The sequence below is a fragment of the Blautia pseudococcoides genome (assembly GCF_001689125.2).
GTDB lineage: Bacteria > Bacillota > Clostridia > Lachnospirales > Lachnospiraceae > Blautia > Blautia pseudococcoides.
Genome location: NZ_CP015405.2, coordinates 1,646,797 through 1,660,047, shown reverse-complemented (window position 1 = coordinate 1,660,047; position 13,251 = coordinate 1,646,797). Strand labels below are relative to the sequence as shown.

The 13,251-nt window shown below is 44.7% G+C and carries 14 protein-coding genes; 11 read left to right on the top strand and 3 right to left on the bottom strand.

Going from position 1 to position 13,251, the window contains the following annotated elements; all coding sequences use genetic code 11:
* Positions 1-24 precede the first annotated feature (24 nt).
* From A4V09_RS07820 to rlmH, 6 genes are all read left to right on the top strand, one after another.
* Positions 25-2,559 carry an FtsK/SpoIIIE family DNA translocase gene (locus A4V09_RS07820; protein ID WP_065541854.1) on the top strand — a complete coding sequence of 845 codons (2,535 nt, stop codon included), beginning with the start codon at positions 25-27 and terminating at the stop codon, positions 2,557-2,559.
* A 70-nt stretch (positions 2,560-2,629) separates the two neighbouring features.
* On the top strand, positions 2,630-3,757 hold the full coding sequence (locus tag A4V09_RS07815; RefSeq protein WP_065541853.1) for a chitobiase/beta-hexosaminidase C-terminal domain-containing protein: 1,128 nt from the start codon (positions 2,630-2,632) through the stop codon (positions 3,755-3,757).
* A 122-nt stretch (positions 3,758-3,879) separates the two neighbouring features.
* Positions 3,880-4,767 (top strand): sulfide/dihydroorotate dehydrogenase-like FAD/NAD-binding protein, encoded by an 888-nt coding sequence (locus A4V09_RS07810; protein WP_065541852.1) that lies wholly within the window; start codon positions 3,880-3,882, stop codon positions 4,765-4,767.
* Positions 4,767-6,161, top strand: a complete 1,395-nt coding sequence (gltA, locus tag A4V09_RS07805) for an NADPH-dependent glutamate synthase (protein WP_065541851.1) — start codon at positions 4,767-4,769, stop codon at positions 6,159-6,161. Before A4V09_RS07810 ends, gltA begins: the two co-directional genes overlap by 1 nt.
* Before the next feature lie 84 nt (positions 6,162-6,245).
* Positions 6,246-6,941 carry a DNA alkylation repair protein gene (locus tag A4V09_RS07800; RefSeq protein ID WP_065541850.1) on the top strand — a complete coding sequence of 232 codons (696 nt, stop codon included), beginning with the start codon at positions 6,246-6,248 and terminating at the stop codon, positions 6,939-6,941.
* A complete protein-coding gene (gene rlmH / locus A4V09_RS07795) occupies positions 6,938-7,417 on the top strand; it encodes a 23S rRNA (pseudouridine(1915)-N(3))-methyltransferase RlmH (RefSeq protein WP_065541849.1) in 480 nt (159 codons plus the stop codon). Before A4V09_RS07800 ends, rlmH begins: the two co-directional genes overlap by 4 nt.
* A 32-nt stretch (positions 7,418-7,449) precedes the next feature.
* On the opposite strand, the gene A4V09_RS07790 is transcribed toward rlmH, so the two are convergent.
* Positions 7,450-8,007: a ferritin-like domain-containing protein gene (locus A4V09_RS07790; protein ID WP_065541848.1), complete on the bottom strand. Its 558-nt coding sequence runs from the start codon at positions 8,005-8,007 to the stop codon at positions 7,450-7,452.
* 184 nt (positions 8,008-8,191) lie between these two features.
* Here A4V09_RS07790 and A4V09_RS24270 point away from each other — a divergent pair, with 184 nt between their 5' ends.
* Both A4V09_RS24270 and A4V09_RS07785 read left to right on the top strand, forming a co-directional pair.
* Entirely contained in the window at positions 8,192-8,350 is a 159-nt protein-coding gene (locus tag A4V09_RS24270) for a hypothetical protein (RefSeq protein WP_157123469.1), read from the top strand.
* Between the two features lie 31 nt (positions 8,351-8,381).
* Positions 8,382-9,260 (top strand): carbon-nitrogen hydrolase family protein, encoded by an 879-nt coding sequence (locus A4V09_RS07785; protein ID WP_065544690.1) that lies wholly within the window; start codon positions 8,382-8,384, stop codon positions 9,258-9,260.
* A 367-nt stretch (positions 9,261-9,627) separates the two neighbouring features.
* Here A4V09_RS07785 and A4V09_RS07780 read toward each other — a convergent pair whose 3' ends face one another.
* Complete coding sequence (locus tag A4V09_RS07780; protein WP_065541847.1) at positions 9,628-9,894, bottom strand: hypothetical protein; 267 nt, start codon at positions 9,892-9,894, stop codon at positions 9,628-9,630.
* A gap of 94 nt (positions 9,895-9,988) precedes the next feature.
* A complete protein-coding gene (gene dapA / locus A4V09_RS07775) occupies positions 9,989-10,861 on the bottom strand; it encodes a 4-hydroxy-tetrahydrodipicolinate synthase (protein ID WP_512698673.1) in 873 nt (290 codons plus the stop codon).
* 280 nt (positions 10,862-11,141) lie between these two features.
* Here dapA and A4V09_RS07770 point away from each other — a divergent pair, with 280 nt between their 5' ends.
* From A4V09_RS07770 to A4V09_RS07760, 3 genes are all read left to right on the top strand, one after another.
* Positions 11,142-11,474, top strand: coding sequence for a DUF6054 family protein (locus A4V09_RS07770; RefSeq protein WP_065541845.1), 333 nt, complete (start codon positions 11,142-11,144; stop codon positions 11,472-11,474).
* An 81-nt stretch (positions 11,475-11,555) separates the two neighbouring features.
* Positions 11,556-12,089, top strand: coding sequence for a DUF3877 family protein (locus A4V09_RS07765; RefSeq protein ID WP_065541844.1), 534 nt, complete (start codon positions 11,556-11,558; stop codon positions 12,087-12,089).
* A gap of 509 nt (positions 12,090-12,598) precedes the next feature.
* A complete protein-coding gene (locus A4V09_RS07760; RefSeq protein ID WP_065541843.1) occupies positions 12,599-12,988 on the top strand; it encodes a BlaI/MecI/CopY family transcriptional regulator in 390 nt (129 codons plus the stop codon).
* The last annotated feature ends 263 nt before the right edge of the window (positions 12,989-13,251 follow it).

Here is a 13,251-nt window from a genome sequence, read left to right as displayed (position 1 = left end):
GAACTTTAAGGGGAGTCAAGAAAAATGGCAGCGACGAAAAAAAACAACACAAGAAAAAAGACGGGCACCCGCTCTGGAAGCAGAAATAAGAAAAAACAGGACGAAGGGATCGGCCTGTATACGGAGATTATTTTATGGATCACACTGGCAGGTTCTATCCTGCTGTTACTTAGTAATTTCGGCATGGGAGGTCTGGTAGGAAAGACGGTCAGCGGTGTGTTTTTCGGGCTGTTTGGCCTGGTGGCTTACATATTTCCTATCTTTTTATTTCTGGCTGTATCCTTTGTCATATCGAATAACAGAAATCCGAAAGCTTACCGGAAAATGGCAGGCTTTCTTTTGCTGTTCATTTCTGCCTGCGCATTGATGCAGCTTTTAACGGACGGCTACTTCAGCGGAACTTCCATTATGGACTACTACAAAACTTCCTCCACATACCAGACCGGCGGCGGTATATTGGGTGGCCTTCTCTGTAATATCTGCGGAAAAGCCTTCGGTACTGTGGGAACGTATGTGATCGTTATCATTGCAATGATCATTGCTTTGATCCTGATCACCCAGAAATCTATGTTTGCCCTTCTCAAAAAAGGCAGCACCCGTGTATATGGAAGCGCAAAAGCAGGCCATGCCCGCAGAAAACAATATGTATCAGAGAGAAAAGACAATCCAGTCACAGGAAGAAGAGCAAAACACGGGGAAAAGACACAGGAATCCGAACCTTTAAAATTGAAAACAAGAAGAAACAAGAACGAAGACAATGCTGCAGCCAATCCGGCTGCTGAAAATATAGACAATATCCGGAAAGAGGCCGCTGCTGCAGAAGCGTTTGCAGCGGAACCTGTGGAAGAGATTCCGGCAGATGACATCCTTTTAAAACCTGAGAACGCTTTCCCGATCCATCGTTCCGACGCAGCCCCGGCGGAGGTGGAAGAAATTGTGGAGGAGATCCCTGCAGAACCGGTGCGGGAGGAAAAACCACAGAAACCAGCATCTGCGAAAAAAACACGTTCCTCCAAAGATGAGATCGCGGACGGAATTGAAAATATTAAGGATGAGATCGCAGACAAAGAGCAGGAGATAAAAAAGGAATATGAGATACCACCTGTTTCACTGCTGAAAAAGGGAAGCGGGGTAAAAGGCGACTCTGATTCCCATCTGCGCAGTACAGCCAAAAAGCTGCAGGAAACTTTACACAACTTCGGCGTTAATGTGACGGTGACCAATGTAAGCTGCGGTCCGGCGGTCACGCGGTATGAACTGCAGCCGGAGCAGGGGGTTAAGGTCAGCAAAATTGTCAGCCTGACAGATGATATCAAATTGAATCTGGCGGCAACGGATATTCGTATTGAGGCACCCATTCCCGGTAAGGCAGCTGTTGGAATAGAGGTCCCCAATGCCACAAACAGTGCAGTTATGCTTCGTGAACTGATACAGTCCGAGGCTTTTTCCACATGCAAATCAAAACTGGCTTTCGCAGCAGGAAAAGATATCGCCGGACAGCCGGTCATAGCGGATATTGCCAGGATGCCCCATCTGCTCATAGCAGGTGCCACGGGTTCCGGTAAATCTGTATGTATCAACACCTTAATTATGAGTATCCTTTACAAAGCCTCCCCGGAAGAGGTACGGCTTATCATGATAGACCCAAAAGTTGTGGAGCTGAGTGTTTATAACGGCATCCCCCATCTGCTGATCCCCGTGGTCACAGACCCAAAGAAAGCAGCCGGCGCCCTGAATTGGGCGGTTGCGGAGATGACTGACCGTTATAACAAATTTGCAGAGTACAATGTCAGGGATTTAAAAGGATACAATGCAAAGGTTGATAAGATCAAAGATATTGAAGAGGAAGGGAAGCCGGAAAAGATGCCGCAGATCGTTATTATTGTGGACGAGCTGGCAGACCTTATGATGGTAGCTCCCGGTGAGGTGGAAGACGCGATCTGCCGCCTGGCACAGCTTGCCCGGGCAGCGGGGATCCATCTGATCATTGCAACGCAGCGGCCTTCCGTCAATGTCATTACCGGCCTGATCAAGGCAAACATGCCTTCCAGGATTGCCTTCTCCGTATCTTCCGGCGTGGATTCCCGGACGATCATTGATATGAATGGTGCGGAAAAGCTTCTGGGCAAAGGTGACATGTTGTTTTATCCCCAGGGCTACCAAAAGCCGGCCCGTGTACAGGGGGCTTTTGTCAGTGACCAGGAAGTGGGGGCTGTGGTTAAATTCTTATCAGAGCAGAACCCTGCCCATGTCTACAGCCAGGAAATCCAGGACAAGATAGAAGCGGCCAAAGATGCTTCCGGTAATCAGGCGGGAGCAGCATCCGGCGGCAATGACCGGGATGCCTATTTTACAGATGCAGGCAAGTTCATCATTGAGAAGGAAAAGGCCTCTATCGGTATGCTGCAGCGTGTCTTTAAGATTGGCTTTAACCGGGCGGCCAGAATCATGGACCAGCTCTGTGAGGCCGGCGTTGTGGGTGAGGAGGAAGGTACCAAACCCAGGAAAGTTCTTATGTCCATGGATGAATTTGAACAGTATATAGAAGAATGTCTGTAACTGTGAGGGGACGGAACAGGTAAAAGAATATTTGTAAAATGTTGATATAGATGAGAAATGAGGTATTTACATGAAATGTGCGAACTGCGGTACAGAATTTGAGGATGGCATATTGTTCTGCCCCGTATGCGGCAAAGAAGTTCAATGGGTGCCGGAATATAATACGCTGGAGACGATCATCCAGCAGCGTGAGATACAGGAAAAAGAAAAGAAGAAAAAGGAAGAGCAAGCGCTTCGGGAAAAAAAGCGGCAGGAGCAGGAGATGAAACGGCGAAAGAAAAAACGTATGGCTGTGGGCTTTACAGTCGTCGGGGTATGCGTGCTGGCAGTGGGCGCCGGTGTCATCTTTTATCAGAAGCAATACAATTCTTTTGATTTCCAGATGGCCCAGGCAGAGTCCGAGTTCAGCAACAAAGACTATGACACTGCCCTGAAATACCTGGAGCGTGCTCTGCACCTGCATCCCGACAGTACGGAGGCAAATATTCTGCAGGCCAAGATATATCTGAAAAACCAGGAGGAGGACAAGGCTCTGGCGATCCTCATCGCTACGATCTCCAATGCGCCTGACAGTGTCAGCGCCTACGGGGAGCTACTGCGCCTGTATGAAAAGCAGGGCGAAGTGAAAAAGATAAAAGAACTTATGGATGACTGCGAGAGCACAGAGGTCAAGGAGCGCTATTCTTCTTATATCAGCACGCTTCCCGTCATTTCACTGGACGGCGGCACTTACAACAGCAAAGAGGAAGTGGATTTCAGCGCGATCGAGAACGGGACCAAAGTGTACTACACTCTGGATGGAAAGGACCCGGATACTACAAGTACATTGTATGATTCTGCCAGTGGGATATTACTGGAGGAAGAAGGGGAGTATACCCTGAAATATGTGGCATATAATGCCAAGGGAATCCCAAGTGATATCGGCATGATGTCCTACACGATAGAGTTCAAGGCGCCGGATGCGCCAAGGATAACCCCTGCCTCCGGACAGTATGAGGATTCTATGACTATAAAAGTATATGTGCCAAAAGGGTGCACTGCATATTATGAATTTAACGGAACGCCAACCACTGACAGCGAAGAATATACAGGACCGGTTTCCATGCCGGTTGGGGAAAATATTTTCTCCGCAATTTTGGTGGATGAAAATGGCAAGATAAGCAGTCCTGCAAGTGCAACTTATGTCATTTATCAATGATTTATAAAGTAATTTGGAAATTTTTCTAAAATTCGGATTGAATTTTTGTTCATTTTGCTCTATACTAAAAAGAGCGACTATAGCAATAGAATTACCATATTTGGAGTTGTGAGGAGGACATTATGTACAAGATTCTGAAAGCAGAAAAGCTTAATGAGATAGTTTATCTCATGGTTGTTGACGCACCAAGGGTTGCAAAACACTGCGAGCCCGGACAGTTCGTCATCGTGAAAAAGGACGATGCAGGGGAGAGAATTCCGCTTACTATCTGTGATTATGACAGAGAGGCAGGAACTGTTACGATCGTTTTCCAGCCGATAGGTGCTTCCACGGAAAAATTCGCTAAAATGCAGACAGGAGATTTCTTTGAAGATTTCGTAGGTCCGTTAGGATGTCCATCTGAATTTGTAAATGAAGATTTAGAAGAGTTAAAGAAAGAAAGACTTTTATTTGTAGCCGGCGGCGTTGGAACAGCACCGGTATATCCGCAGGTAAAATGGTTGCACGAGCACGGCATTGAAGCTGATGTCATTGTGGGTGCTAAGACAAAAGACCTGATCATCCTGGAAAAAGAGATGGAAGAAGTAGCAGGTAATTTATACATCACCACAGATGATGGTACATATGGACGTCACGGAATGGTAACAAAAGTCATCGAGGATCTGACTGCTGAAGGCAAGTCTTATACAAAATGTATTGCCATCGGACCAATGATCATGATGAAGTTCTGCTGCCTGACAACTAAAAAACTGAACCTGCCGACTATTGTTTCCATGAACCCGATTATGGTTGACGGAACCGGTATGTGCGGAGCCTGCCGTGTTATCGTCGGCGGCGAAGTAAAATTCGCCTGTGTGGACGGTCCTGAATTTGACGGTCATCTGATTGACTGGGATCTGGCAATGAAGAGACAGCAGATGTACAAGACAGAAGAAGGAAGAGCATTATTAAAACTTCGTGAGGGGGACACCCATCACGGCGGATGCGGAAACTGCGGAGGTGACGAATAATGGGTGATGTATTAAAGAAAGTTCCTGTAAGAGAGCAGGACCCAAAAGTGAGAGCAACAAACTTTGAAGAGGTTTGCTATGGATATAACAAAGAAGAGGCAATGGAAGAAGCAGCTCGCTGCCTGACCTGTAAAAATGCCAAATGTATCAAAGGATGTCCCGTAAATATTGATATTCCGGGATTCATCAGAGAAGTAAAAGAAGGTAACTTTGAAGAAGCGTTCAAAGTGATCGGACAGTCCAGTGCCCTTCCGGCAGTCTGCGGACGTGTCTGCCCTCAGGAAACACAGTGTGAAGGCCTGTGCATCCGCGGTATCAAAGGCGAGCCGGTTTCCATTGGTAAACTGGAACGTTTTGTTGCTGACTGGGCAAAAGAAAACGGAATCAAACCGGAACCTCCCAAGGAGAAAAACGGACATAAAGTGGCAGTGATCGGTGCCGGACCTGCAGGCCTTACCTGTGCAGGCGATTTGGCAAAGATGGGTTATGATGTGACTATCTTTGAAGCCCTTCATCAGCCGGGCGGTGTTTTGGTATACGGTATTCCTGAATTCCGTCTTCCGAAAGACAAAGTCGTAAAAATGGAAGTTGAAAATGTAAAAGCCTTAGGCGTTAAGGTTGAGACAAACGTTATCATCGGAAAATCCACCACGATTGATGAACTTATGGAAAAAGAAGGCTTTGAAGCTGTATTTATCGGTTCCGGCGCGGGACTTCCTATGTTCATGGGAATTCCGGGTGAGATCAGCAACGGTGTGTTCTCTGCCAATGAATACCTGACAAGAAGCAACCTGATGAAAGCGTTCCGCGATGACCATGATACCCCCATTAAAATGGGCAAAAAAGTGGCTGTTGTAGGCGGTGGAAATGTTGCAATGGATGCAGCAAGAACAGCACTTCGTCTGGGCGCTGAAGTACATATTGTATACAGAAGAAGTGAAGCAGAGCTTCCTGCTAGAGCAGAAGAAGTACATCATGCAAAAGAAGAAGGCATCATTTTTGATCTTCTGTGTAATCCAACAGAGATCCTGGCAGATGAAAACGGCTGGGTAAAAGGTATGAAGTGCGTCCGCATGGAACTGGGCGAACCTGATGCATCCGGAAGAAGACGCCCGGTACAGATTCCAGATTCCGAGTTCGAGATGGAACTGGATACCGTTATCATGTCTCTTGGAACTTCCCCGAACCCGCTGATTTCCGCCACCACCATCGGTCTTGATACAAACAAGAGAAAATGTATCATCGCTGATGAAGAAAACGGCAAGACAACCAAAGACGGCGTTTACGCTGGCGGTGATGCTGTAACAGGCGCTGCTACGGTTATCCTGGCTATGGGTGCTGGTAAAGCAGCAGCACAGGGAATTGATGAATTTATCAAAGGAAAAAATAATTAATTAAGCATATAGGGAGCCGTCACCGGACGTGGCGGCTCTTTTTGCAACTATATGGAAGCTGTTTTGTAAAACACGAGGAAGATCATGATCGAGGCAATAAGAGAAGAACTGCGGCAGTCTGCTGATGCGAAATACAAAAAATTTCAAGAGTCCCTGGTTCCGGGCCTGACCACAATGATGGGGGTCCGAATGCCAAAGCTCCGGGAAATGGCAAAGAAGATTGCAAAAGAAGATATTACGGAATTTTGGGAAAAAGCGGATGATACCTGTTATGAGGAACTGATGCTGAAAGGTATTGTAATTGGATATGTGAAAATGGATCAGGAAAAACAGGCCCAGGCATTGGAGGATTTTGTTCCTAAAATCAATAACTGGGCAATTTGTGACTGTAGCTGTGTCACTTACAAGTTTATGAGAAAGGATACTTCCTACTGGTTCGCATTCCTGGAACGGTTTCTGGACTCGAAACATGAATTTGAAATCCGTTTTGCCCTGGTGTCCATGCTGAACCATTTTGTAACAGAAGAGTATATAGACCGTCTCCTGGAAAGATTGAACCATATAAACAGCCATGCCTATTATGTCCAGATGGCAGCTGCTTGGGCTGTGTCTGTGTGTTATATCAAATTCCCGGAAAAAACGACACTGTTTCTGCAGACGGATACTATGGATACTTTTACACACAATAAATCCATCCAGAAGATCAGAGAGTCCTACCAGGTGTCTAAAGAGGAGAAAGACAAACTTTTGAAATGGAAGCGGGAGGAATCCGGCAAATGAAAATTACTGTGCTGACGGTTGGAAAAATCAAAGAGAGATTTTATCGTGACGCCATTGCGGAATACGCAAAACGCCTTAGTAAATACTGTAAGCTTGAAATCCTGGAAGTGGCAGATGAGAAGACCCCGGATGCCGCCAGTGAAACCCTGGAGGAGAATATCCGCCAAAAAGAGGGGGAGCGCATCCTGAAATGCATCCGGGAGGATTCCTATGTGATCACACTGGAGATCAATGGAAAGATGCTGGATTCCGTTGAATTCTCCCAAAAAATAGAGAGTCTGGGGATACAGGGAAAGAGCCACATTACGTTCGTTATCGGCGGCTCCATTGGACTTTGCAAAGAGGTGCGGAAACGTTCTGATCTTGCCCTCAGTTTTTCCAAAATGACTTTTCCGCACCAGCTTATGCGGGTGGTACTGCTGGAACAGATTTACAGGAGTTATCGGATCATCAATGGGCATTCTTATCACAAATAACAGACATATTTCTGCTGGATGCGGCGGTACATTTAGTATTTTTTACAAAGACTTTCAAAAATTTCAATATGCAGTTCCTCATCTGAAATAATGCGTTTCAGGCATTTTACCATATGGACATCTTTAATATGTTCACATTGCATGGTGTATTTTTGTACGGCTTTCTTTTCCCCTTCCAGTGCATTTATAAGCAGAGGTTTTAAATCCGTGGGATAGCGATTGCAGCCGGGTGACCAATACTGCATTTTGTTCCCTCTGTGAGTCCAAAGCCTTGGATTTTCTCCGTTTAGTCTGGCAAGCTGTCCGAATATTTCCAAATGATGCATTTCCACAATACTGATTTTATGGAAAACATAAGACAGATATTGGTCAAAATCCAACAGCAGATTATTGTAAAGATAGAGGCTTACAGCAGACATTTCCGAATTGGCGCCCCCTATATTATCCAACATCATACGTCCATATGTACAATTTCTTTCAGCTATGCATACAGGTGGATATGGCTTTTGAGAGGCAAATATTTCTTCGTTTTCTGCTGTGTCTTTTTCCTTATTGTTACACTCATTTTTACTGCTGCCGCAATTTTTCATATATGGCTGCCCCTTTAAAAGGAAGTTTGATAGAACAATCTATGAAAGGAGATGGCAAAATATGATAGAAATCCGAGGGCCTGTTGGTTATGGCCTATAAAGCAGTAAATGTCATTGTCCAGGCGGTCGGGAGATTTAAAAATAGAATTGCGCGGAGCACATAAGAAAGGATGATCGAAAGAGCATGGAATTATTGATTGAACGTGGTGCTTACAGTGATTTAGATGAAATAGAGCACTTATATAATGACGTTAATGAAGCATTGGAAATGGGTATTAATTATCCCGGATGGAAAAAGGGCGTGTACCCAATACGGGAGGATGCCATAGTTGGAATTATATAACGAAAACAGATTTATAAGGAAAATGGTTGAAATGAAAAGTCTAAAAGTAGCATTACTACAATTATTGCCGGAGAACACTCTGGAGGGAAATATGAAAAAGGGCATGGATTTCTGCAGGAAAGCCAAAGCTATGGGAGCGGATATTGCTTTATTCCCGGAAATGTGGAGCAGCGGCTACCATATTCCGGAAGATATAGAGGAGCTAAAGGCGGCTGCCGTGTCATCTGACAGCGAATTTGTCCGTTCCTTCGGTGCACTTGCAAAAGAGCTGCACATGGCTGTGGGTATCACATTTCTTGAAGCGTTTGAGCCACTGCCCCGCAACACGATCTGTCTTTTTGACCGTTTTGGAAGCTGTGTCTTAAAGTATGCCAAGGTACATACCTGCGATTTTGGGGATGAGTGCAGGCTGACGGCAGGGGATGATTTTTATACTGCGGTTTTGGATACGGAGCAGGGCAGGGTGAAGGTTGGAGCCATGATCTGTTATGACAGGGAGTTCCCCGAAAGCGCCAGGATCCTCATGCTGAAAGGAGCTGAAATTATTCTGGTTCCCAATGCTTGTCCCATGGAAATTAACCGGATTTCCCAGCTTCGGGCAAGAGCTTACGAAAATATGACGGGAATAGCCACCGTCAATTATCCTTATGGAAAACCTGACTGCAACGGACATTCAACGGCTTTTGACGGAATCGCGTACAGGGAGGGACAACCCGGTTCAAGAGATACACTGATTTTGGAAGCTGGGGAACGGGAAGGGATTTATCTGGCTGATTTCCCGATAAAGGAGATCCGTGCCTACAGGAAACATGAAGTCCACGGTAATGCATTCCGCCATCCTCGAAAATATGGTCTGCTTATTTCCGAACTTATAGAGGAACCGTTCATCAGGGAATGTTACAGGAAATAGCCCTACAATATAAAAAACGGAGAATGATAATGTTTAAAGTGATCTTATAGACGGAACACTGCTCAATTTTGACAAATCAGAGAAATATGCATTGCGGAAGTCTTTTGCAAAATTCAATCTGAATGACTGCACAGATGCCCTGATTTCCAGGTATGCGGAAATAAACAAAAGTTATTGGAAACGTCTGGAGGCCGGACAAATTACAAAAGAACAGGTATTACCCGACCGGTTCAATAGGCCCTTATGAGAAGAAGGACATCCTTATAGCGGGAGATTCCCTGACCAGTGATATGCAGGGGGAAACAATGCGCAGATCCCCTGCTGCTGGTATGAGCCCAAGGACAAAGAAAACAATACAGAGCCGACATCAAGCCGGCTCTAAAATATTTCGGAAGAGATATAAGTGCTTTTTCTGCAGAAAATAAATGATCCAGTAAGCACTGCCTGAATCCTCCTTTTCTTCCCTGATATCCACAGTATACACTTCTCCCTCAATCCTTACCAGCAAAGAATCCCCGGTGATCGGGCCGGAATAATATAGATCATGTTTGCGGCAGAATTCTTTGATCAGGGAAAAAATCTCTTCTTTATTCTGCGGGTACTCATTTCTAAATAGGATATATGCGTCCTTCATATGAAATCTCCTTCTTGTATTTCCTAAAATGTCCAATGGTCCTTAGCCTGCATGGTTACAAGATCACACATTATGTTTGAGAACCGAACCGGTGTTACCAGGCATCGGAGTGTGTGTGTTTGGATGCTTCCGTCAGATTGTATTTTTCCAGTACAGCATACAACTTTTCTGCCATGGTATTGTCCATATTGCAGAGGGGCAGCCTGCAGGGACCCACGTCATAACCCATGGCGCGCATTGCCTGTTTTAAAGGAATAGGATTTACATCTAAAAACAGTGCTTCGATAAGCTCCAGATATTTTAGTTGTAAATGATCACTCTCCTCATGGTTCCCCTCAAAATAAGAGGTACAGATAGCGTGTGTTTCATTTGGTATAAGATTGGAGAGAACAGAGATCACCCCTTTTCCGCCAAGAGCCAGGGATGAGGTGATCTGGTCATCATTTCCGGAATATATCGTTAAATCCTCTTTACATAGGCTTGCAATCTTTGCTATCTGAGAAAAATTGCCGCTTGCCTCTTTTACAGCCACTATATTTTCTGTTTCGCTAAGGCGTTTATACGTGGCCGGACAGATATTGACCCCTGTACGTGACGGTATATTATATAAAATGATGGGCAGCTTGGTTGACTTGGCACATTCCGTAAAATGCAGAAACAACCCCTGCTGGGACGTTTTATTGTAATAGGGGGTCACATGGAGAAGGGCATCCGCCCCTGCTTTTTCACATTCCTTTGACAGATAGACTGCATGGGCGGTATTGTTGCTTCCGGCACCGGCAATGACCGGAATACGTCCTTTGACATGTCTGACTGCGTGCCGAATAAGTTCTATATGCTCTTCATCTGTGAGCGTGGCACTTTCTCCTGTTGTGCCCGCAACTAGAATTGCATCCGCGCCGCCTGCGATCTGCATATCCAGTAAATCCTCAAACACAGAATAATGAATAGAAAAATCCTCTTTCATGGGTGTAACGATTGCTGTACCCACGCCTTTAAATATTTGCTTTTTCAATTTCATATCCTCCTGAACCTTTGTATTTAGATTATGGAAATTATAGCAGTTTGGTTATTAAATAGGAGTGAAGTTCCGGACAGGGGTATTAAGTTTCGATTAAAGAAGAAAAGAACAGCTAAAAGATAATGATTGTCATAATTTTCAATATATTATATAATTAATCTGGAACTTTTTAACGGGCAGCGTGGTAAATGCACAGACCTGCCGCGTTATAACAGGAGGATGTCATATGGCAAAATACGAAAAAGTTGTCCACGGAGATTTTGATGATATTATAAATAAACTGCACGATGCTGTAATGAAGGGAAGTATGTCCGCATCATACGAGGACAGCAGTAATTTCAGCAATGGGGATTTTCAGTGTGCCGTGAGAATCTATGAGCGTTACAGCGCAATGGGCAGCAACAGAGTCAGTTTGTCCATCACTTTAGTTGGAGGCAGAGGTGAATATTACTTGTCCGCGATCACATCCGGCGGGAGTCAGGGGATAGTCTTTAAGTTGAACACGTATGGGGAAGAATCTTTCCTGGAGACTATTCGGGATGTGGTGGACAGTTTATAGATCAATGCAGAATTTGCAGGGCGTTTCAAAGTTAAGCCGCTTTGCGGGTCGCTGCAAATAAAAAAGACAGGAGCATGCAGCATGGATTTAAAAAGGAATATTTTTGACAATATTAAAGAGTGTGAAATAAAGATCGGTTACCGGGAAGAGGATATGAATCTGTATTATCCAAAAGAATCTTTGCAGGAACTGCTCTTGGCAGCAGAGGAAGACCTTTCCCAGGTCATCGAAGCATTTTGTAAATCTGCAGAACAGGAGCTGGGCGGACTGACCATAAAGGAAACAGAGGAAAAGGGCCGTTATTGTATCCGTGTTCCTTCTGAAGGAGTAAAATATGTTCATGAAAATGTAAATGACAGCCCATTTTTAAAGGCTTTTTTAGAAGAAATATTTAAACCCGGGAATTCTGTGGACGATATTGTAAATATTTTCAAAAGATTCTCCCAGGATGTAGTAGTTGAAAAAATTCATGAACATGAATGGGGCATTTCCTTTCAGAACCCGGAAATTGACCCTTACGTTTATTACCTGGAACAAGATGAGTTCGGCCTGCAGTATCACCGCTTTACAAAGAAGGCCTATGATGCTCTGAAAGACAATCATAGAACGGAATAAGATTAGATATGATCCCCCTGCTTTTCTATCGAAGCAGGGGGATTTCCTGTGTGATCCAAAATCCCTCCAGGCAGAATACGCACTGCCGGCAAGTAGGTGATAATCGAAAGCGGCACCTCTTGCACAGGAAGACGAGTCTTTTGTTCTTGCTGACTTTTAATGATATTTAAATATATTTTAATGTACCATCATGCAGTTTGGCAGCTTTGTGTTGATTGACGGAAAGATGTTAGTCTTTGGGATCCTGTTCCTTGTCTTGGGCAAATTCACGCTGCATAAGACAGAAAAAATAAAAGTGAGGTACAGCAATGAAATTTATCATGTCATACAGCTGCGGCAAGGACAGTCCCCTTGCGCTGCACAATGAAGTATTGGAGAAATTTTCACAAAAACCATTGACATTTATCTACTACTAATGTAAAATAACAATATGTATTACGATTGTAGAAAAACACTCTGTAACCTAACCTGAAAATCCGGTATCTGCAGACAGTACAGGAGGTGATAACATGAAAAACCGTATTCAAAAACTACCTGATTCAGAGCTGGATGTGATGCTGGCTTTATGGAACGGCCATCCGGACATGACACGTCTGGAGGTGGAGGCTTTTGTGAATCAAAAGAAAGAGCTGGCACCCACCACAATCCTCTCCATGCTCACACGGCTTGAAAACAAGAATTTCGTCTCAGTAAAAAGAGAAGGAAAAACCAATCTCTACAGCCCTGTTGTGATGCAGAGTGAATACCAGCAGCAGGAAGGGAAAAGCGTGCTGGAGAAACTGTATGGGAATTCATTGAAGAATTTTGTGGCATCCCTGTACCAGGGAAAACAGATTGGCGGAGAAGAGATACAGGAACTGGAGAAGTTCCTGAAGGAGCTTGAGCGAGAGGGGGAATAGTTTATGGCAGAGTTTATGCTGCACATAATTAAGGTGAATGTTTTATCGGCTGTCATCATTTTCATAGAATAACAGCAGTGTCAGCATGGAGGGGATCCGCTGCGGACAGCAGTGCAAAGAGGCGGAATCAAACCTTCTGCAGAGCGGATACCGGAATCTGGGTGACAGCGATCCGCGGCCAGCAGTACACACTGACCTTTGTTGTTCCGAATATGGCACAATAAAATTATCTGGATTTGATGACGCCATCACTCTTGGTGACA

Excerpts from the sequence above, each read along its gene's own strand:
- A4V09_RS07820 (WP_065541854.1), top strand. The coding sequence starts at position 25 with ATGGCAGCGACGAAAAAAAACAACACAAGAAAAAAGACGGGCACCCGC.
- A4V09_RS07815 (WP_065541853.1), top strand. The coding sequence starts at position 2,630 with ATGAAATGTGCGAACTGCGGTACAGAATTTGAGGATGGCATATTGTTC.
- A4V09_RS07810 (WP_065541852.1), top strand. The coding sequence starts at position 3,880 with ATGTACAAGATTCTGAAAGCAGAAAAGCTTAATGAGATAGTTTATCTC.
- gltA (WP_065541851.1), top strand. The coding sequence starts at position 4,767 with ATGGGTGATGTATTAAAGAAAGTTCCTGTAAGAGAGCAGGACCCAAAA.
- A4V09_RS07800 (WP_065541850.1), top strand. The coding sequence starts at position 6,246 with ATGATCGAGGCAATAAGAGAAGAACTGCGGCAGTCTGCTGATGCGAAA.
- rlmH (WP_065541849.1), top strand. The coding sequence starts at position 6,938 with ATGAAAATTACTGTGCTGACGGTTGGAAAAATCAAAGAGAGATTTTAT.
- A4V09_RS07790 (WP_065541848.1), bottom strand. The coding sequence starts at position 8,007 with ATGAAAAATTGCGGCAGCAGTAAAAATGAGTGTAACAATAAGGAAAAA.
- A4V09_RS24270 (WP_157123469.1), top strand. The coding sequence starts at position 8,192 with ATGGAATTATTGATTGAACGTGGTGCTTACAGTGATTTAGATGAAATA.
- A4V09_RS07785 (WP_065544690.1), top strand. The coding sequence starts at position 8,382 with ATGAAAAGTCTAAAAGTAGCATTACTACAATTATTGCCGGAGAACACT.
- A4V09_RS07780 (WP_065541847.1), bottom strand. The coding sequence starts at position 9,894 with ATGAAGGACGCATATATCCTATTTAGAAATGAGTACCCGCAGAATAAA.
- dapA (WP_512698673.1), bottom strand. The coding sequence starts at position 10,861 with ATGAAAGAGGATTTTTCTATTCATTATTCTGTGTTTGAGGATTTACTG.
- A4V09_RS07770 (WP_065541845.1), top strand. The coding sequence starts at position 11,142 with ATGGCAAAATACGAAAAAGTTGTCCACGGAGATTTTGATGATATTATA.
- A4V09_RS07765 (WP_065541844.1), top strand. The coding sequence starts at position 11,556 with ATGGATTTAAAAAGGAATATTTTTGACAATATTAAAGAGTGTGAAATA.
- A4V09_RS07760 (WP_065541843.1), top strand. The coding sequence starts at position 12,599 with ATGAAAAACCGTATTCAAAAACTACCTGATTCAGAGCTGGATGTGATG.